Below are 18,173 nucleotides of genomic sequence, written 5' to 3'. Positions count from 1 at the left end.
GAGCGAGAAAAGAATCGCTCCGCCGTCTTTTTTTTGCGCGACGCCAGTTCGGCGAAACCCTTATGCGCCAATTTCGCGGTCACGATCCGCGTTTCACTTTTCGACGGCGCGCTTTAGATTAGAAGCGATTCGAGAGACGGCGCCTCGGTGGCGCGCGGACGGCTTGCGGCGTTTGTTTGCGATGAGCCTTTGCAAATCGAACGTGGAGACCGGTTCGCATGTGTCACGATACGGCCTTCGGGCCGAAAGCGTTGCCGCCCGCACGACGTCGGGGAGCGTCCTCGACGCTCGTCCGCGGCGTCACGCGCGGATTGGCGACGGCCGGCTTGTTGCCGCTCGGCGGGCCGGCGCGGGCGGAGGCGCTCGCCAATCTTCTCGCCACCACCAATAATGCGGAATTCGTCAATCTCGCTCTGACCGGCGGGCTCGCGCTGTTCGCCGTCGTCGTCGCCTTCACCCATCTCGGCGAGCGCAAGGCGTGGAGCCGGCGCGAGGCGCGTCTCGCCGCCGAGCTGGAAGAGACGCGAAAGCGGCTCGATCGCGCCGAGATTTTTCTGTCGAGCGAGCCGCAGCTGTTCGTCTCCTGGGACAATGCCGCCGGCGAGCCCGACATAGAGAACGGCCTCAATGATCCGGCTTTCGCGCGCCGGGTGCTCGCCTTCGGCTCCTGGCTCGGCCCGGAAGAGGCGGGCGCGCTGCAGGAGCGCATCGATCGACTGCGCCAGAATGGCGAGGGCTTTCATCTCTCGCTGGCGAGCCTGCAGGGCCGGCGCTTCGACGCCGAGGGCCGCGCCGTCGCCGGCCGCGCCGTGCTGCGCATCCGCGAGGTCTCCGGCGAGCGGCTCGAGCTGCTGTCGCTACGCGAGCGGCACAGCCGCAGCATGGCCGATGTGGAAGGGCTGCGGGCTCTGCTCGAGGCTCTGCCGACGCCGGTCTGGATGCGCGACGCCGAGGGCCGAATCACATTCGTGAACTCCGCCTTCGCGCAGGCGGTGGAGGCGGAAAATTCGGCCGACGCCCTGCGCCGACAGATCGAGCTGCTGGACAATGACGCGCGCACGCAGGCGCAGGCGGCGCGCGGCCACGACGAAGTCTGGCGCGCGCGGGTGACCGCCGTCGTCGCCGGAGAGCGGCATCGTCTCGATATCGTCGAAGCGCCTTGTCATGGCGCGGCCGCCGCGCTCGCCATCGATCGCCATGAGATCGACACGACGCGCGCCGATCTCGAGCAGCAGATGCAGGCGCATTCGCGCACGCTGGATCAATTGCCGATCGCCGTCGCTATTTTCGATCGCGCCAAGCGCCTCGTCTATCGCAATGCGGCCTATGAGAGTCTCTGGCCGCTCGACCGGGCCTATCTCGACCAGGGGCCGAGCGACAGCGAGATCCTCGATCGCCTGCGCGCCGAGCAGCGCCTTCCCGTCGAAGCCGATTACAAGGCCTGGAAGGCGCGCCTGCTGGAGGCCTATCAGGCGTCCGAAGAGCATCACGTGCATGTTTGGCACATGCCCAATGGACGCACGCTGCGCGTCGTGGTGAACGCCAATCCGCAGGGCGGCGTCACCTATCTCTACGACGATGTGAGCGAGCGCTATTTCCTCGAATCGCGGTTTCATGCGCTCGACCGCATGCAGAACGAGACGCTCGAGAATCTGCGCGAGGGCGTCGCCGTCTTCGGCCCGGACGGCCGCTTGCGCTTCTGCAATCCCGCCTTCCTCGCGCTATGGGCGCTGGAAAAGCAGATTCTCGATGACAAGCCGCGTTTCGACGCCGTCGCCAATCTCTGCCGGCCGCTGCATCTCAACGAGGAGACCTGGACCGAATTGCGCAGCTTCGTGACCGGGCTGCAGGACATGCGCCAGGGGTTCACGCGGCGCATCGAGCGCTCGGATGGAGTCGTGCTCGACTGCACTGCGCAGCCCTTGCCAGAAGGCGCGGCGCTGCTCACCTTCGTCGACGTCACGGCCGGCGTGAATGTCGAGCGCGCGCTCACCGAGCGCAATCAGGCGCTGATCGCGGCGGAGAAAATCCGCAATGATTTCGTCCACCATGTGTCTTACGAGCTGCGCTCGCCGCTCAACAACATCATCGGCTTCATCCATCTGCTGGGCGAGAAGACGACCGGCGAGCTCAACGCCAAGCAACTCGAATATCTCGGCTATGTCGGCAAATCGTCGGCGGCGCTGCTGGCCATCATCAACGATATTCTCGATCTCGCGACGATCGACAGCGACGCCATGGAGCTCGAGCTCGAGGAGGTCGACGCCGCCGACGCCATGCGCGCCGCGGCCGAGGGCGTTCAGGATCGGCTCGCCGAGAACGACATAGAGCTCCAGATCGTCGCCACCGGCGACGTCGGCTGCTTCCGCGGCGACGGCAAGCGCATCCGCCAGATCCTGTTCAACCTGCTCGCCAATGCGATCGGCTTTTCTCGGCCGGGACAAACGATTACGCTCGCGGCGATGCGGCGGGAGGGGGAAATCGTGTTCAAGGTCGCCGATCGCGGGCGGGGCATCGCCCCGGACGTCCTCGACAAAGTGTTCGACCGCTTCGAGTCGCACACCTCCGGCTCGCGCCATCGGGGCGTCGGGCTCGGCCTCTCCATCGTTCGCGCCTTCACCGAGCTGCACGGAGGGCGCGTGCTCATCGATTCCGCGCTCGGCGAGGGCACCACCGTCACCTGCATCTTCCCGGCGTCCCAGGGCGCCGGCCAGCAGGATGTCACGCAGCGTGAAAAAGGACAGGCCTCATGAGCGAAGAGGCCGAATGGCTGATCGACGTCGCCGACGAGGCGCAGACGGCGGAGCTCGCCGCCCGCCTCGCGCCGCTCATTCGCGACACGGTGCGGCTCGTCACCCTCTCCGGCGATCTCGGCGCGGGAAAGACGGCCTTTGCGCGCGCGCTGATCCGCGCGCTGGCTCAGGACCCGACGCTGGAGGCGCCGAGCCCGACCTTCACGCTGATGCAGCTCTACGAGACGCCCTATTGCCGAATCCTGCACGCCGATCTCTACCGCATCGCCGGCGGCGAGGCGGAGCTCGAGGCCATGGGCTTCGAGGAGGCGAGCGAGGATGCGCTGGTGCTCGTCGAATGGCCCGAGCGAGCGCCGAGCCTCTTTGCCGGCGAGCGGATGGATGTGCGGCTCGCCTTCGCCGCGCCGGAGACGCCGGACGCGCGTCGCATCGGCGTCATCGCCCATGGCAAGGCGGCGGGACGGCTGAAGGCTTTCCGCTCCATGCGGGAATTTCTGGAGCGCGCCGGCTGGTGCGACGCCTCGCGGGAATATCTGCAGGGCGACGCTTCCTCGCGCGTCTATGAGGTGCTGCGGCGGGCGGATGGCGCGCAGGCCATATTGATGATCTCGCCGGCGCGGCCGGACGGCCCGCCGATCCGCTACGGCAAGCCCTATAGCGCGATCGCCCGGCTCGCCGAGACGGTGAAGCCCTTCGTCGCCATGGCCGACGCGCTGCGCGCGCAGGGCCTCTCGGCGCCGCAGATCTACGCCTATGACCTTTCGGCCGGATTCGTGCTGCTCGAGGATCTCGGCCGCGACGGCGTCGTCGCGGGGGGCGCGCCGATCGCCGATCGCTATCTCGAGGCGTTGTCGGCCATAGCGCCGCTGCACGCGCGCCGCCTGCCGGATGTTCTCCCGGTCGAAGGCGCGAGCCCCTATCATGTCCCGCCCTATGATCTCGACGCTCTGCTGATCGAGGTCGAGCTGCTGCTGGAATGGTATGCGAGCCGCGTCGGCGGCGGCGGCATCTCCTCCGGGGCCAAGGCGACCTTCGTCAATCTCTGGCGCCAGGCGCTGATCGAGATCGTGATGTCGGCGCCCACCTGGACCTTGCGCGATTTCCACTCGCCCAATCTGATCTGGCTCGCCGGCCGCGAGGGAGCCGCGCGCGTCGGCGTCATCGATTTTCAGGACGCCGTGCTCGGCCATCCGGCCTATGACGTCGTCTCGCTGACGCAGGATGCGCGCGTCGACGTGCCGGACGAGCTGGAGATGCGGCTGCTCGGCCATTACGCGCGCAAGCGCCGCGAGGCCGACCCTTTGTTCGACATGCCGGCTTTCGCGCGCGCCTACGCCATTCTCGGCGCCCAGCGCGCGACCAAGATTCTCGGCATTTTCGCGCGGCTCGACCAGCGCGACCACAAGCCGCATTATCTCGTCCACCTTCCGCGGGTCGAAACCTATCTGCGCAAGGGCCTGCGCCATCCGGCGCTGGCCGATCTCGAGGCCTGGTATGTCGCCCACCTTCCCGCGCTCTTCCATGCCTGACGCGGCGATGGTCTTCGCGGCCGGGCTCGGCTCGCGCATGCGGCCATTGACCGATGTCTCGCCCAAGCCGCTCGTCGCCATCGGCGGCGTCACTCTGCTGGATCGCGCGCTCGATGTTTTCGCGGCGGCCGGCGTCGCCACGGCGATCGTCAATGTCCATCATCTCGCCGACCAGATCGAGCGGCGCCTCGCGGGCCGCGAGCATCCGCGCATCATCGTCTCCGACGAGCGCGCGCTGCTGCTCGATCAGGGCGGCGGGATCAAGAAGGTCCTGGCCGAATTCGGCGGGCGTCCCTTCTTCGTCTGCAATACGGACGCCTTCTGGATCGGCGCGCGCGACGATAATCTGCGCCGCCTCGCCGCGCTGTGGGACCCGGAGATCATGGATATCGCATTGCTGCTCGCCCCGCGCCTCGGCGGCGTGGGGGTCGATTGGGACGGCGATTTCCATCGCGCCGCGGACGGCGGGCTGACGAAGCGCGCCGCCGGCGAGACGGCCGATTACGTCTATGCCGGAATAGGCATCGTGAAGCCGCAGCTCTTCGAGCGCGTCGAGCAGGAGGTGTTTCCGCTCGCGCCGTATTTTTTCCGGGCGGCGGAGCAAAAGCGGCTCTTCGGCGTTGCGCTGGACGGCAAATGGCTGCATGTCGGCACGATGGCGGCGATAGAAGAGGCCGAGCGAGCCGTCGCGGCGGAGCAAAACCGGCCCGGCGCGCTCGGTGACGAAGGATAGAGCGCAGGCTCCAGGATTTTTTTACCCTACGATGTCTTGCGCGGCCGGGAGGTGGCGGCGCTGCTGTTTATGACTTTCAGAGCATGGCATATTCGATGCAGCGTTTCGGCCGGAGGCGCCGAACGCTCTGCGCGCTTTTTTGCAACGCATGGGATCGTGAATCGCGATGATCGCATTGGCGCCGACCTTGTTTTTATTCGGCGCCTTCATGCTCTCGCTGCTGGGCGTCTTCCTCTACGCGATCTGGCGCGGCGACGAGGAAGCCGAAGAATTATGGTGGTGGGCCGCCGTCTTCGCGACCGCCGGCGCCTCGGCGCTCTGCTACGCCTTTCGCAACGAGGCGGAATGGCTGTCCGTCATTTTCGGAAATGCGCTCACACTCTGGTCCTGCGGACTGCTGTGGACAGGGGTCGTCGTTTTCGTCGGCAAGCCGGCTCGCCCGCTGCTGGCCGGGCTCGGCGCGGCGATCTGGGCCGCCGGACTGTGGCGCGCCGATTTTCACTATCGAATTGCGGAAGTCTCCGCCGTCTCGGCGATCTATGAAGCCGCCGCCGCCGCCGAGCTGTTCCGCTACAATCGCATCCAGGGCCAGCGTCTCGTCTCGTCGCAGGTGACGGCCTGGATCATCGCGCTGCAGGCGGCGCTCGACGCCGCGCTCGTCATCGGCGCGCCCTTTCTCGCGGTCGACGAGGTGAGCTTCATCGTCAGTCCCTATATGAAATATCGCTTCCTCGAGCTTTCGGGCTTCATCGCCATTCTCGGCTTTCTCCTGGCGATGCTCTCCAAGGAGCGCCTCGCCAGCCGGCGCGAGATCGCCGCGATGATCGATCCGCTGACGGGCCTGCTCAATCGTCGCGCCTTCGATCGGGCGGTCGAGCGCGCGAAGCGTTCGGCGCCGGCGCCGGCGACCGCGGTGCTCGTCTTCGATCTCGACAATTTCAAATATATCAACGATCGCTTCGGCCATGCGGTCGGCGACCGCGTGCTCGCCGCTTTCGGCGCGACGGCGACGCGCAATGTTCGATCGACCGACATGCTGGCGCGCATCGGCGGCGAGGAGTTCGTCGCCATCCTCTCCCCGGCCGATCGGGTGAGCGCATTGACGATCGCGGAGCGCATTCGCTCCGCCTTCATCCGCGACGCCGCGCATCTCGCCGATGGCGCGGCGACGGTCAGCGTCGGAGTCACCGTGCTCGAGGACGAGGTCCCGGATCTCGCGGCGATGACGCGCATCGCCGACGACGCGCTCTATCGCGCCAAGGCCGAGGGACGCAACCGCGTCATTTTCGCGCGCGCATGAACCGTGGCCGCGCCGCGCGCGTAACAGCGCGTTAACCAAAGCTCATCCATAGTGCCCCTACGTGCCGTGAGCTTTGCCGCATGACGCGGCGGGTCGGCGCATCCCACGCTGTTTCAGGGCCGTCATGGGCGAGATCATCGAATCGATAGTGATCGGCGCGGGGCCTGCTGGCCTGACCGCCGCTTATGTTCTGGCGAAGAACGGACGCGAGGTCGTCGTCCTCGAGCAGGACGAATCCTACGTCGGCGGCATCAGCCGCACCGCGAGCTACAAAGGCTTTCTCTTCGACATCGGCGGGCATCGCTTCTTCTCGAAATCCAAAGAGATCGTCGATCTGTGGGACGAGCTGCTCCCGCACGATCTCATCGAGCGCCCGCGTCTGTCGCGCATCTATTATCGCGACAAATTCTACGCCTATCCGCTGAAGGCCTTCGAGGCGCTGAAAAATCTCGGCCTTCTCGAGAGCGCCGCCTGCATGGCGTCCTTCGCCTTCGCCAAGGCTTTTCCGGTGAAGGAGCCGCGCTCTTTCCATCAATGGGTGCGCAATCAATTCGGCGAGCGGCTCTTCGGCATTTTCTTCAAGACCTATACCGAGAAGGTCTGGGGCATGAGCTGCGACGACATTTCCGCCGATTGGGCGGCGCAGCGCATCAAGGGGCTGAGCCTCGGCGCCGCCATCGTCGACGGATTGCGCCGGTCCTTGAAGCTCGGAAACGCGGGCGAGACGGCGAAGACGCTGATCGAATCCTTCCGCTATCCGCGTCGTGGGCCCGGCATGATGTGGGAGGCCGCCGCGCGCAAGATGCAGACGCTCGGCGGTCGCTTGGCTATGGGCCGCAGGGTCGAGGCGCTCGCCTATGACGAGGCGAGCGGCGTCTGGACGATCACCGCGCGCGACGCCGGCGGCGCGACCGAGACCTATCGCGCCCGCAATGTGCTGTCTTCCGCGCCGCTGCGCGACGTGATGAATGCGCTGACGCCGACGCCCTTGAGCCTCTTCAACGCGCGCGCGCTCGCCTATCGCGATTTTCTCACCGTCGTGCTGATCGGACGGCCGCGCGACGAATTCCCCGACAATTGGGTCTATATCCATGATCCGTCGGTGCAGGTCGGCCGCGTGCAGAATTTCAAATCCTGGTCGCCGGAGATGATCGCGGACGGCGTCTCCATCTGCCTCGGCCTCGAATATTTCTGCTTCGAGGGCGACGGTTTGTGGAATTCCGCCGACGCCGATCTCGTCGCGCTGGCGACGGCGGAGATCGAGAAGATCGGCCTCATGAAGGCGGAGGATGTGCGCGACGCCTGCGTCGTGCGTCAGGCCAAGGCCTATCCGGTCTATGACGATTCCTACGCCGCCAATGTGCAGGCGATCCGTCTCGAGCTGTCGACGCGCTTTCCCGGCCTGCATCCCGTCGGCCGCAACGGCATGCACAAATACAACAACCAGGATCATGCGATGATGACCGGCATGTTGACCGCGCTCAACATCATCGCCGGCCGCGCGATCTATGACGTCTGGGGCGTGAACGAGGACGCCGAATATTCGGAGAGCGGCGTCTCAGGCGCGCAGCAGGCGCTTTCCAGCGAGCGTCTCGTTCCCAAGCGAGTCGCCTGAGTGTCCGCGCCGAGCCGCACCGCGGCGGTCATGCGATTGCTGCGCGATCTCGTCGCCTATGGGCTCGCGAGCGGCGCGGCGCTGGCGCTCGACTATGGCCTGCTGCTGCTTTGTCGCGAGACGCTCGGCCTGCCCTATCTCGTCGCGGCGGCGATCGGCTTTTCCGCCGGCCTCGCGCTCGTCTATGCGCTCAGCATCGCGATCGTGTTTCGTGATCGCCGCAGCGTCCGTCCGGCGTCGGAATTCTCCGTCTTCTGCGCAATCGGCCTCGCCGGACTGCTGCTGACCGAAGCGCTGATGTATTTTTTCGTCGGCCGTCACGGCTTCGATCCCGCCTTCGCCAAGATTCCGACGGCGGGCGTCGTCTTCCTGTTCAATTTCGCCGCGCGTCGCGCGCTTTTGTTTTCGGCGCCGACGCCGCGCGAGAAGGCCGCCGCGTGAGCGCGCCGGCCGGCGAGGCGGCGGAGGTCCGCACGCGGGCGCGCAAAGACGCTCCGCTTGTCGCGGCCATCATCCTGGCGCTCGCCGGCGCCGCGCTGTTGACGCTGCCCCGCGCGCGCGCCGTATGGAGCGCCGGCGAATTCTATGATTCCGACGACGCCATGCGCGCCGTGCAGGTCCGCGATCTCATCGCCGGACAATCCTGGCTCGACATGACGGCGCGGCGGCTCGATCCGCCGGACGGCCTCTTCATGCATTGGTCGCGAATCGTCGATGCGCCGCTCGCCGCGCTCGATCTGTTGTTCGGGCTGTTTCTCGCGCCGGATATGGCGGAGCGCGCGACGCGGCTGGCGTTTCCGTTTCTCTGTCTCGCGCTGCTGCTCGCGCTGGCGGCATTCGTCGCGCGCGTCCTCGTCGATCGCTCGGCGCGCATGCTCGCCGTGTGGCTGGTCTTTCTCTCGGCGCCCATGTTCATGCAATTTTCGCCGGGCCGCATCGATCATCATGCGCCGCAGATCGTGCTGCTGATGGCGACCTTCGGTCTCGTCGCGCTCGGCCTCGACGCCAAACGTCCGTGGGCGCTCGCGGCGGCGGCCGCGCCTCTGGCCTTGTCGTTGGCGATCAGCCTCGAAAATCTTCCCTTCTTCGTCGTGCTGCTGGCGGCGCCCGCGATCCTCTTTTTCCGCGCGGGAGAGGCGGCGTCTCGCCGCCTGCGCTCTTTCGCGCTCGGGCTGCTGGTCTTCGCGCCGCTGACATTCGTCGCGACCGTCGCGCCGGCGCGATACGGCCTCTCGGCCTGCGACGCCTATTCGGCGGTCCATCTTCGCGCGCTCATCGTCGGGGCTCTCGGCCTCGCCGCGCTGGCGGCGGTCGCGCCGCGTCTCGCCACGCCTCTGCGCCGGGGCGTGGGCCTTTGCCTCGTCGGCGCGGCGGCGCTCGGCGCCGTGCTCGCCAGCGCGCCGCAATGTCTCGGCGATCCGCTCGTCGGGCTCGATCCGCTGTTGCGCGATCTCTGGCTCGCCCATGTCACCGAGGCCAAGCCGTTGAAGGCCTTTCTCGGCGATCCGGCGCTGCTGGTCTCCACCGCGGCGCCGGTGCTGCTCGGCCTCGTCGCGGCGGTCGCCCTCGCCTGGCGGGCGCAAGGCCTCGCGCGCGGGCGTTGGGCGCTGCTCGCGGCGGCGATCCTCATCGGCTTTTGCGCGGCGCTCTGGCAAATCCGCGTCTTCACCTCGGTCACGCCGCTCGCGATGATCGCGCTGGCCGGCGCGGCGGCGGCGATCTCGGCGCGGCTCGCCGGCGTGACGCCGCTGCTGCGCGGGCTCACGGTCGGCCTGTTGTGCCTTTGCGTCTCGCCCATGGGCCTCGCGCTGGCGCTGCAATCGGAGGGCGACGCGCCCCGGGAGACGCGCCGCGCCTGCCTGGAGGCCGCCGCCTTCTCATCCCTCGCGGCGTTGCCGCCGGCGCGCATCGTCGCGCCGGTCGACATGGGCGCGCATCTTCTCGCTTTCACGCCGCATTTCGTCTTCGCCGCGCCCTATCATCGCGACAATCGCGGCAATCGCCTCGCGGTCGACGTTTTCCTCGCCGCGCCGGACGAGGCCGAGCGCCTGCTGCGGGCGGCGGGCGCCGGGCTGCTGCTGTGGTGCGATGGCGGCGAGACCGGCAACGCCCTCGTCGAGCGCGCCCCGCATGGGCTGGCGGCGACGCTCGCGCGCGGCGAGAGCGTCCCCTATCTCGAGAAAATCCCGCTCGAGCGCTCGCCTTTCCATGTTTTCGCCCTGCGTCCCGCGCCATAATATCCCGCGCCGACCCGCCACGCCCACTCCGACGCGCCCACCCCGACAGGAAACCCCGACCCGCCATGTCCGCTCCGCTGATCGACCGCCGCCGGCTTCTTCTCGCCGCCTCGAGCCTGCCTTTCGCCCGATCCTCCTTCGCGCAGGAGGCGCGGGAGGCGGAGGAGGATCTGCAAGTGCGGATCGAGAACCGATCCGTGCCCGAGCTCTGCGCCGAGAAGGACAATATCGAGCTCGATTTCGTCTCGCCGCTGGTGCGCCGCATGCGCGTGCAGGCGGTCCATCCTTCCTATATCGGCATGATCGGCTCGGACCGCTGGGCGCCCGATTGGACCAGCTGCGACCTTTCGCATGACCCCAAATTCGCCGCCGACGCGCGCCGCCGCACATTTTGGGAGACGCCGGAATTCTGGCTGGTCGGCTATACGTTTCCGTCCTTCTGGCGGCCCAATGACGTGCCCGTGCGCGTCGGCGACCGCGTCGAGACGGGCTTTCATCTCGTGCAGCTGTGGATGACCTATCGCGAGCGCGCCGAAGAAATTCTCGTCTTCTATCCGCCGGACGGCTATTGGCGCGCGCGGCCCCTGCCCTTCGAGGACATGCGCTGGACCGCCTATGGCTCATCCTTTCTCATCGGCCCGGTGGAGGTGCAGGAGCGCCCGATCGTGGCGCTGAAGGAGATCGTCTTCGATCCCGACACGCGCAGCTTCATCCTGCGCTTCCGGCGCGGCGGCGAGGCGAAGCTGCGCGTCGCCACCATCGATCAGGACCGCATCGTGCTCGACATCTCCTATAGCGACGCAATGCCGGACGGGCTGCCTTTCGCCTCGCTGCGGTCGATGTACACCACACAGTCGATGAGCGACGCCGCGCTGGTCGCCTGGCGGACCAAGCGCGGCATCGGCTGGCAGGAGGCGCCGGTGATCGGCTTTCCGGGCGCGCCGGCGACGGAAATTTGGCTCGGCCGGCATATGCCCTCGCGCCACAATCTCTCGGCGCCGGATATGGTGTTCGGCAAATTCCAATCGACGGCGACGACGGCGGTCAAATGACCGCGCGCCTGCTGTGGCTCGATGTCGCGCGCGGCCTCGCCGTGCTGGCCATGTTCGCCTTTCACTTCGGCTGGGACCTCGGCCATTTCGGCCATATCGATCCGGATATTCCCTATACGGACGCCTATAAGGCTTTCGGCCATGCGACCGCGGCGAGCTTTCTGTTCATCGCGGGCGTGTCGCTGGCGCTGGCGCATGGGACGGCGTTTCGCGCGCGCGCCTATTGGCGCAGGCTCGCGCTGCTCATCGGCGCTTCGCTGCTGGTGAGCGGCGGAACCTATATCGCCTTCCCGTCGAGCTTCGTCTTCTTCGGCATTCTGCATTGCATAGCGGCGGCGAGCCTGCTCGCTCTGCCGTTTCTGTTCGCGCCGTGGCCGGCGGCGTTTGTCGCGGGCGTCGCGCTCGTCGCCGCATCGTTCTTCGCGCGCGCCTCTTTCTTCGATGCGCCTTGGTTCTGGTGGACGGGGCTATCGACTTTCGAGCCGCTGACCAATGATTATCGGCCGCTCGCGCCTTGGGCGGGCGCGCTGCTGATCGGCGTCGGCGCGGCCAAGCTCGCGCGCCTCGGCTCTGCGGTCGTCGAGGATTCGCGCGGCGGCGCGCCGACGCGCGGCCTCGCCTTTCTCGGGCGGCGCAGCCTCGCGCTCTATCTCATCCATCAACCTGTGTTCTTCGCGGGCTTCACCGCCGTCGCCATGCTGCTCGCGCCAATGCCGAATGCGCATTTCGAGGAGGCTTGCCGCGCGCAATGCGTCGCCTCGGGCGCGGAGGCGCAGAAATGCGAAAGGGCTTGCGATTGCGTGGCGCGCGAGGCGGCGCGGGAAGATGCGCTTCCTGATGCTGCGACCGACGAAGGCCGCGCGCGTCTCGAGAAAATCGCACGCGCCTGCGTCGTGAAGTGATCTATGAGGCTTCGTGTTCGGAAGCGCTCGGCGTCAGGGCGCCGGCGCGAAGCGTTCGGTCGAGAGAACGGAGCAGCTCGCCGACGCGTCCTCCGCCGGACGGCGCCGCCGGAAAGCGGCGCAACACGTCGACAACCTGTGGAGTAGCGCAACGCGCGGCGCGCCGTATTCGATCTGCCCCGAGATCGACAGTGTCGCCCGCCGTCAATTCGACGGCTCTAGCCGCGTGAGCGGCGGCTCCGAGAATATGCCTGACCTGAGTCGAACGCGCCAAGGGATGAAGATAAGCCGCCGATGACGCGCACATAGCGGCGCGCGCTGCGTGGTTGGCGGCGGGGTCATCGGATGCGAGCGCCGCCTTCAGCGCGGCGTGCGCCGCGTCCCGAAGCGCCTTCACCCTTTTGCCGCCTTGCGCGAATGTCCACGCAGCTTCGATCAGCATTTCGCGGACGCGAATCGGTGGGAGAGGATCGTTCGAAAATTTCGAGCGCGGCTGCCGCGCATTCGGCGGAATATCCGGCGATGGCGCGAAGCTCCTCCATGTCGAGAGGAATCTCGTCCGCCTTCGCCGACCTATCGCTATCGGGGCGATCGCGCATCGATCCTCCCGCGGTGGAGGGCGGGCGGATCTTCAATCATTCGGCGCGAGCATATTCTCCGGCCGCACCAGCGCGTCGAATTCGGCGTCCGTCACCTTGCCGGACTTCAGCGCCTCCTCGCGCAGCGTCGTGCCATTGTGATGCGCGGCGCGGGCGATCTTGGAGGCGGCGTCATAGCCGATCTTGGGCGCCAGCGCCGTCACCAGCATCAGCGAGCGCTCCAGGAAATTCTTGATATTCGCCTCGTCCGGCTCGATGCCGTCGATGCAGCGGGTGATGAAGCTGTCGATGCTGTCGGCGAGCAAGAGCGTCGATTCCAGCAGCGCGGCGGCGATCACCGGCTTCAAGACATTCAGCTCGAGATGGCCCTGCGACGCGGCGAAGGTGATCGTCGCATGATTGCCGAAGACGCGCGTGCAGACCATGGTCAGCGATTCGACCTGGGTCGGATTGACCTTGCCCGGCATGATGGAGGAGCCGGGCTCGTTCTCCGGCAGCTTCAGCTCGGCGAAGCCCGCGCGCGGGCCGCAGCCGAGCAGGCGAATGTCATTGGCGATCTTGTAGAGCCCGGCGGCGAGCGCGTTCAGCGCGCCATGGGCGAAGACCGCTGCGTCATGCGCCGCGAGCGCCTCGAACTTATTTGGCGCGGTGACGAAGGGCAGGCCGGTCTGTGCTGCGATTCTCGCCGCGACGGCTTCGGCGAAACCCTTATAGGTGTTGACGCCCGTGCCGACGGCGGTGCCGCCCTGGGCGAGCAGGAACAAATCCTCGAGGCCCTGGCGGATGCGCTTGGCGCCGAACTCCGCCTGAGCGGCGTAGCCCGAAAACTCCTGGCCCAGCGTGACCGGGGTCGCGTCCTGCAAATGGGTGCGGCCGATCTTGACGATCGGCTCGAAGGCCTTGGACTTGGCCGCCAGCGCCGCATGCAGGCGCTCCACCGCCGGCAGCAGACGCTGCGATATGGCGATGGCCGCAGCGACATGGATCGCGGTCGGGAAGCTGTCGTTGGAGGATTGGCCGAGATTGACGTGGTCGTTGGGATGCACCGGCGCCTTGGCCCCGCGGCCCGCGCCCAGCGCCTCATTGGCGCGATTGGCGATGACCTCGTTGACGTTCATGTTCGATTGCGTGCCGGAGCCGGTCTGCCAGATCACGAGCGGGAAATGCGCGTCGAGCCCGCCCTCGATCACGTCGCGCGCCGCCGCGGAAATGGCGGCGGCGACCTCGGGCGTCAGCAGCCCCTTCTCGAGATTGGCCTCGGCGGCGGCGAGCTTCACCCGCGCCAGCGCATGGATGATCTCGATCGGCATATGGCCGACGCCGATGGGGAAATTCCGCCGCGACCGCTCCGTCTGCGCGCCCCAATAGGCGGAGGCCGGAACCTCGATGTCGCCGAAGGAATCGTGCTCGGTTCGGAATTCGGGGGATGTTTGGCTCATCGGTTTCGCTCGGGTCTCGCTCGCGGACGTTTCAGGCTCGAGCTTCCCTATGGGCCATTTCGGCCCGCCTATCAATCATTGCCGGTGCGCGGCAGAATCGATTGCTCGCCGATGAAATAGGAATCGCCGATATCGCTCGTCGAAGAGAGCGAGAGAACCTCGGTGAGGCGGTTGCGGGCGCGATTGACGCGGCTCTTCATCGTGCCGGGCGCGCAATTGCAGATCGTCGCCGCCTCCTCATAGGAGAGGCCGGACGCGGCGACGAGGATCAGCGCCTCGCGCTGGTCGAGCGGAAGCTTCTGCAGCGCCGTGCGGAAATCGAGAAAATCCATATGGGCGTTCTGCGCCGGCAGCGACACCAGCCGCGCGGCGATGGCGCCGTCCGGATCGGGCGCCTCGCGCCGCCGCTTGCGAAAGTCGCTGTAGTGGATGTTGCGCAGAATGGTGAACAGCCAGGCCGTGAGATTGGTGCCCTCGGTGAAGGAGGCGAGGTTGCTCCAGGCTTTGACCAAAGTCTCTTGGACGAGGTCGTCGGCGCGGTCGGCGTTGCCGCAGAGCGAAACCGCGAATGCGCGCAGATTGGGGATCGCCGCGACGAGATCGGCTTTCGTTCCCTTCCCTCCGGCTTTCGCCGCGTCGGATGTCGGCACTATCCCTCCCCGGGCGTCTTTGACCGCGTCGGGGATATCGGGTCGCTCTCCAGCTGGTTCAAGAGCTCTAGGAAACGATCCGGAACCGGTTGGCTGAGGATGTCGTCATAAAGTCCCCGGAGCTGCTCGCCGATCTGCTCGCCGAGGTCATTGGGCGCGTCGGCCTTGGCGCGGCCGCGCGGGTTCCGCGACGGGCGGCGGGCGTTCAACATCACGAGCCCGTCGCTGTCGGCGACGGGCGGTTGCGGCGCGAGGACGGCTCCATCCTCTATCTCGACTCCGGTTCGGGGTGTGCTCAAGGCGGCGGCAGTGGACTTCCGGCTGCTTTTTACCATCTGCTCCTCGAGATTTCGCGTGAGGCCCAACTCTGGCGAGCGGACGCGGCCGCGCTAGTACTGCATTGCGCCGACCAACTCACAACGCTAATTTTACCAAATAGTTCCCGTATTTCAGGCGACGATTTGACGCAGCGCACTGGCGCCATGATGGCGCGACTTCGCAACGCGAAACGAGGGCATGATGTCGATTTCTCAGGCGATTCTAAGGCATGTGCCTTATTTGCGGCGCTTCGCCCGCGCTCTTTCGGGGAGTCGCGAGGGCGGCGACGCCTATGTGCTGGCGACGCTCGAAACCGCGGTCGCCGACCCCACGCGCCTCGTCGCGGACGAGGATCTGAAAATCTCCCTCTATCGCCTGTTTCTGGAAATCTGGACGTCGAGCCCGATCAACGACCATACCGACACGTCCGGCGTCGCCCCCGGCGACGAGGCGAGCGCGCGACGCAATCTCGACGCCATCTCGCTGCAGCCGCGCATCGCCTTTCTGCTGCATGCGCTCGAGGGCTTCTCGCTCGGCGAGATCGCCCGGGCGCTGTCCATCTCGGAGGCGCGCGCGGCGGCGCTGATCGACACGGCGAGCGCGGAAATCGCCGGCCAATTGGCCACCGATGTGCTGATCATCGAGGATGAGCCGCTGATCGCGCTGGATCTGCGCGGCCTCGTCGAGGAGCTCGGCCATAAGGTCGTCACGGTGGCGCGCACCCATAAGGAGGCGGTCGAAGCCATATCCAAGACTCCCCCCGGCCTCATTCTGGCCGATATTCAACTGGCCGACGGCAGCTCTGGTCTCGAGGCGGTCAATGAAATACTCGGCTCGCTATCGACGCCGGTGATCTTCGTGACTGCCTATCCGGAGCGCTTTCTGACCGGAGAGCCGCCGGAGCCGGCCTTCCTGATCGCCAAGCCTTTCAGCGTCGACAGTTTGAAAGCGATCATCAGCCAAGCTTTATTTTTCGACAGACGGTCCCATCTCAAATACAATGATAAGCACAAGTGAAGAATTAAACCATAGCTGAGGTAATCGTTCATTTTCGTACGTAAAGACCACAGGCCGAATTGCGGCAAAAAAAACTTCTATCGGCCACGAATAGAGCGCAACCTTGTCTTGACTCGGGCGTTGACTCCCGGGGGACAAGAGAAGGTAGAAGATATGACGGCGATCCAGGAAACGAAAAAGTCGAACCGTGGCTTTGCTTCGATGGACCCTGAGAAGCAGCGGGCGATCGCGCGCAAGGGCGGCCAGAACGTCCCGGATGAAAAGCGCAGCTTCTCCCAGAACCCCGAGCTCGCGGCCAAGGCGGGACGCAAGGGCGGCCAGAGCGTCGATCCGACGAAGCGGAGCTTTTCCCGCGATCACCAGCTCGCTTCCGAGGCCGGGCGCAAGGGCGGCCACGCCTCCCACAGCAAGCCGAGAACAGCCGCGGAGTAATCCGCGGCTGTTCTGTCGCCGTATCGCGGCCGGCTGACGTCAGCGGCGCGAGAGCCTCAGGCGGCGTGAGGCGTAGAGGTTTGCGCGATGATCGAATAGAGGGCCGAAGGGTCCCGCGTCGCGCGAATCGTCGCGATGACGCCGGGATCGCGCAGCACGCGCGCCGCGCAGGCCAGCGCCTTCAGATGGTCGGCGCCCGACGCCTCGGGCGTCACCAGCAGAAATATCAGATCGACCGGCGCGCCATCGAGCGCGTCGAAGTCGATCGGCCGCTCGAGCCGCGCAAAAATCCCGAAGATCGATTTGATTCGCGCCAGCTTGCCATGCGGAATGGCGACGCCGTCGCCTATGCCCGTGGAGCCGAGGCGCTCGCGCTGCAGCAGCGCGTCGAAGATCTCACGGGCCGGCAGGCCGGAAATCTCGGCCGCCTTGTCGCTGAGCTCCTGAAGCGCCTGCTTCTTGTTGTTCGCCTTGAGCGCGGGAATGACCGCTTCTGTGGAGAGCAAATCCGCGAGCCGCATGTGGCGTCTATCCCATTCGTGGCCTTGTCCGGGCCGAGCTCCGCCGCCGCGCGAATCGCGGCGCGCGAGGTCGCAGTCGTTCAAAGGATGCATAGCGATCCGTCGCGGCGGTTCACGCCGTTCGTCGGGTCGCAGGGCGAACTCCCGTCGCGCAAAATGAGCATAGCCGCCCTCACAGCTGTCGCGTCCAATCGAAAGGCAAGATATATGCCGCTTATTCGCCGCCCGGCGCGTCGATCCAACCGATATGGTCGTCGTCGCGTCGGTAGACAACATTGAGCCGACCCGTGTCGGCGTTGCGGAAAACGATCACTGGCGCGCCGGTCAGATCGAGGTCCAGCACCGCGGACGAGACCGACAGCCGCCGCAGCCGCGACGTCGTCTCGGCGACGATCGTCGGCGCGAATTCCTTGGGCGCGTCCTGCTCCTGATCGGGCGCCTCGAGCACATAGCTCTGGGCGGTCTCGCCCTCGCCGTCGCGAGCGGCGCCGTGATGGTCCTTCAGCCGGCTCTTGTAGCGGCGCAGGCGCTTCTCGATGCGGTCGGCAGCCTGATCGAAGGAGGCGTAAGGCTCCTGGGCGCGGCCGTCCGCCTGAACGTCGACGCCGGAGGCCAGATGCAGATTGCAATCGGCGCGAAAGCCCGATCCTTCCGGCGAGATCGTCACATGGCCGCGGACCTCGCCGTCGAAGAATTTGCCGGCGGCGGTCTTCAGCCGCTCGGCGACATGAGTCCGTAGGGCTTCGCCGATGTTGATGTTCTTGCCGGACACTCGCAGCGACATGTCGGGTCTGCCTCGTCCATTCGAGCGCTCGCGCCGGGCGTGAGAGCGCATTCCTTCAAAAAATCGTCGGTGGCTTTCGTGAGCGTCGGTTTCGGCCGTTCCCCACGGTCCTCGCACAACACGGTCCTCGCCGCGGCCCCGGCGAACGCTCGGTCCAGCGCCCGAATGTCATTCTTGCCGTTCGAACGTGGCGGAAGACGGGCCGAAGACGCATTTGCGCCCGGTCCGCTTCGGCGACAGGCTCTAAGTGTCCCCGCCAGCGAAGTCAATGGGCGAGCGTTTTGCTCATTCC

General features: G+C 66.5%; 16 protein-coding genes. 11 read left to right on the top strand and 5 right to left on the bottom strand.

The features are described from left to right. Nucleotides 1-218: 218 nt before the first annotated feature. From VIF40_RS04995 to VIF40_RS04955, 9 genes are all read left to right on the top strand, one after another. Entirely contained in the window at nucleotides 219-2,753 is a 2,535-nt protein-coding gene (locus VIF40_RS04995; RefSeq protein ID WP_331936420.1) for a PAS-domain containing protein, read from the top strand. Then, nucleotides 2,750-4,282 (top strand): tRNA (adenosine(37)-N6)-threonylcarbamoyltransferase complex ATPase subunit type 1 TsaE, encoded by a 1,533-nt coding sequence (gene tsaE, locus VIF40_RS04990; RefSeq protein ID WP_331936419.1) that lies wholly within the window; start codon nucleotides 2,750-2,752, stop codon nucleotides 4,280-4,282. Before VIF40_RS04995 ends, tsaE begins: the two co-directional genes overlap by 4 nt. Continuing rightward, nucleotides 4,275-5,015: a nucleotidyltransferase family protein gene (locus VIF40_RS04985; protein ID WP_331936418.1), complete on the top strand. Its 741-nt coding sequence runs from the start codon at nucleotides 4,275-4,277 to the stop codon at nucleotides 5,013-5,015. Before tsaE ends, VIF40_RS04985 begins: the two co-directional genes overlap by 8 nt. 166 nt (nucleotides 5,016-5,181) lie before the next feature. Then, nucleotides 5,182-6,315 (top strand): GGDEF domain-containing protein, encoded by a 1,134-nt coding sequence (locus tag VIF40_RS04980; protein WP_331936417.1) that lies wholly within the window; start codon nucleotides 5,182-5,184, stop codon nucleotides 6,313-6,315. Between the two features lie 124 nt (nucleotides 6,316-6,439). Beyond that, complete coding sequence (locus VIF40_RS04975; RefSeq protein ID WP_331936416.1) at nucleotides 6,440-7,930, top strand: NAD(P)/FAD-dependent oxidoreductase; 1,491 nt, start codon at nucleotides 6,440-6,442, stop codon at nucleotides 7,928-7,930. Next, a complete protein-coding gene (locus VIF40_RS04970; protein ID WP_331936415.1) occupies nucleotides 7,931-8,371 on the top strand; it encodes a GtrA family protein in 441 nt (146 codons plus the stop codon). Then, nucleotides 8,368-10,167, top strand: coding sequence for a hypothetical protein (locus VIF40_RS04965; RefSeq protein ID WP_331936414.1), 1,800 nt, complete (start codon nucleotides 8,368-8,370; stop codon nucleotides 10,165-10,167). Before VIF40_RS04970 ends, VIF40_RS04965 begins: the two co-directional genes overlap by 4 nt. Nucleotides 10,168-10,232: 65 nt before the next feature. After that, entirely contained in the window at nucleotides 10,233-11,219 is a 987-nt protein-coding gene (locus tag VIF40_RS04960; RefSeq protein WP_331936413.1) for a hypothetical protein, read from the top strand. Then, complete coding sequence (locus tag VIF40_RS04955) at nucleotides 11,216-12,121, top strand: heparan-alpha-glucosaminide N-acetyltransferase (RefSeq protein ID WP_331936412.1); 906 nt, start codon at nucleotides 11,216-11,218, stop codon at nucleotides 12,119-12,121. The genes VIF40_RS04960 and VIF40_RS04955 overlap by 4 nt, the downstream gene beginning before the upstream one ends. Before the next feature lie 631 nt (nucleotides 12,122-12,752). On the opposite strand, the gene fumC is transcribed toward VIF40_RS04955, so the two are convergent. The 3 genes from fumC to VIF40_RS04940 all read right to left on the bottom strand — a co-directional run bounded on the left by fumC (nucleotide 12,753) and on the right by VIF40_RS04940 (nucleotide 15,144). After that, nucleotides 12,753-14,159, bottom strand: coding sequence for a class II fumarate hydratase (fumC, locus tag VIF40_RS04950; protein WP_331936411.1), 1,407 nt, complete (start codon nucleotides 14,157-14,159; stop codon nucleotides 12,753-12,755). Between the two features lie 71 nt (nucleotides 14,160-14,230). Next, complete coding sequence (locus tag VIF40_RS04945; RefSeq protein ID WP_331936410.1) at nucleotides 14,231-14,809, bottom strand: sigma-70 family RNA polymerase sigma factor; 579 nt, start codon at nucleotides 14,807-14,809, stop codon at nucleotides 14,231-14,233. Then, nucleotides 14,809-15,144: a NepR family anti-sigma factor gene (locus tag VIF40_RS04940; RefSeq protein WP_331936409.1), complete on the bottom strand. Its 336-nt coding sequence runs from the start codon at nucleotides 15,142-15,144 to the stop codon at nucleotides 14,809-14,811. Before VIF40_RS04940 ends, VIF40_RS04945 begins: the two co-directional genes overlap by 1 nt. 184 nt (nucleotides 15,145-15,328) lie before the next feature. Between VIF40_RS04940 and VIF40_RS04935 the strand changes: the two genes are divergently transcribed. Next, nucleotides 15,329-16,144 carry a response regulator gene (locus VIF40_RS04935; RefSeq protein ID WP_331936579.1) on the top strand — a complete coding sequence of 272 codons (816 nt, stop codon included), beginning with the start codon at nucleotides 15,329-15,331 and terminating at the stop codon, nucleotides 16,142-16,144. Nucleotides 16,145-16,297: 153 nt separating this feature from the next. Then, entirely contained in the window at nucleotides 16,298-16,576 is a 279-nt protein-coding gene (locus tag VIF40_RS04930; RefSeq protein WP_024878137.1) for a general stress protein, read from the top strand. Nucleotides 16,577-16,632: 56 nt separating this feature from the next. On the opposite strand, the gene ptsN is transcribed toward VIF40_RS04930, so the two are convergent. Further along, entirely contained in the window at nucleotides 16,633-17,097 is a 465-nt protein-coding gene (ptsN, locus tag VIF40_RS04925; protein WP_331936408.1) for a PTS IIA-like nitrogen regulatory protein PtsN, read from the bottom strand. A gap of 214 nt (nucleotides 17,098-17,311) precedes the next feature. Beyond that, entirely contained in the window at nucleotides 17,312-17,881 is a 570-nt protein-coding gene (gene hpf, locus VIF40_RS04920; protein WP_331936407.1) for a ribosome hibernation-promoting factor, HPF/YfiA family, read from the bottom strand. Nucleotides 17,882-18,173: the final 292 nt, after the last annotated feature.

Origin of the sequence: Methylosinus sp. (assembly GCF_036560965.1) — a bacterium.
Lineage (GTDB): Bacteria > Pseudomonadota > Alphaproteobacteria > Rhizobiales > Beijerinckiaceae > Methylosinus.
Note: the sequence above shows the minus strand (reverse complement) of the source record. Positions and strands in the feature narration are given on the sequence as shown.

What these genes read in the sequence shown, in the direction of transcription:
- VIF40_RS04995 (WP_331936420.1), top strand. Translation starts at nt 219, where the DNA reads ATGTGTCACGATACGGCCTTCGGGCCGAAAGCGTTGCCGCCCGCACGA.
- tsaE (WP_331936419.1), top strand. Translation starts at nt 2,750, where the DNA reads ATGAGCGAAGAGGCCGAATGGCTGATCGACGTCGCCGACGAGGCGCAG.
- VIF40_RS04985 (WP_331936418.1), top strand. Translation starts at nt 4,275, where the DNA reads ATGCCTGACGCGGCGATGGTCTTCGCGGCCGGGCTCGGCTCGCGCATG.
- VIF40_RS04980 (WP_331936417.1), top strand. Translation starts at nt 5,182, where the DNA reads ATGATCGCATTGGCGCCGACCTTGTTTTTATTCGGCGCCTTCATGCTC.
- VIF40_RS04975 (WP_331936416.1), top strand. Translation starts at nt 6,440, where the DNA reads ATGGGCGAGATCATCGAATCGATAGTGATCGGCGCGGGGCCTGCTGGC.
- VIF40_RS04960 (WP_331936413.1), top strand. Translation starts at nt 10,233, where the DNA reads ATGTCCGCTCCGCTGATCGACCGCCGCCGGCTTCTTCTCGCCGCCTCG.
- VIF40_RS04955 (WP_331936412.1), top strand. Translation starts at nt 11,216, where the DNA reads ATGACCGCGCGCCTGCTGTGGCTCGATGTCGCGCGCGGCCTCGCCGTG.
- fumC (WP_331936411.1), bottom strand. Translation starts at nt 14,159, where the DNA reads ATGAGCCAAACATCCCCCGAATTCCGAACCGAGCACGATTCCTTCGGC.
- VIF40_RS04940 (WP_331936409.1), bottom strand. Translation starts at nt 15,144, where the DNA reads ATGGTAAAAAGCAGCCGGAAGTCCACTGCCGCCGCCTTGAGCACACCC.
- VIF40_RS04935 (WP_331936579.1), top strand. Translation starts at nt 15,329, where the DNA reads ATGTCGATTTCTCAGGCGATTCTAAGGCATGTGCCTTATTTGCGGCGC.
- VIF40_RS04930 (WP_024878137.1), top strand. Translation starts at nt 16,298, where the DNA reads ATGACGGCGATCCAGGAAACGAAAAAGTCGAACCGTGGCTTTGCTTCG.
- ptsN (WP_331936408.1), bottom strand. Translation starts at nt 17,097, where the DNA reads ATGCGGCTCGCGGATTTGCTCTCCACAGAAGCGGTCATTCCCGCGCTC.
- hpf (WP_331936407.1), bottom strand. Translation starts at nt 17,881, where the DNA reads ATGTCGCTGCGAGTGTCCGGCAAGAACATCAACATCGGCGAAGCCCTA.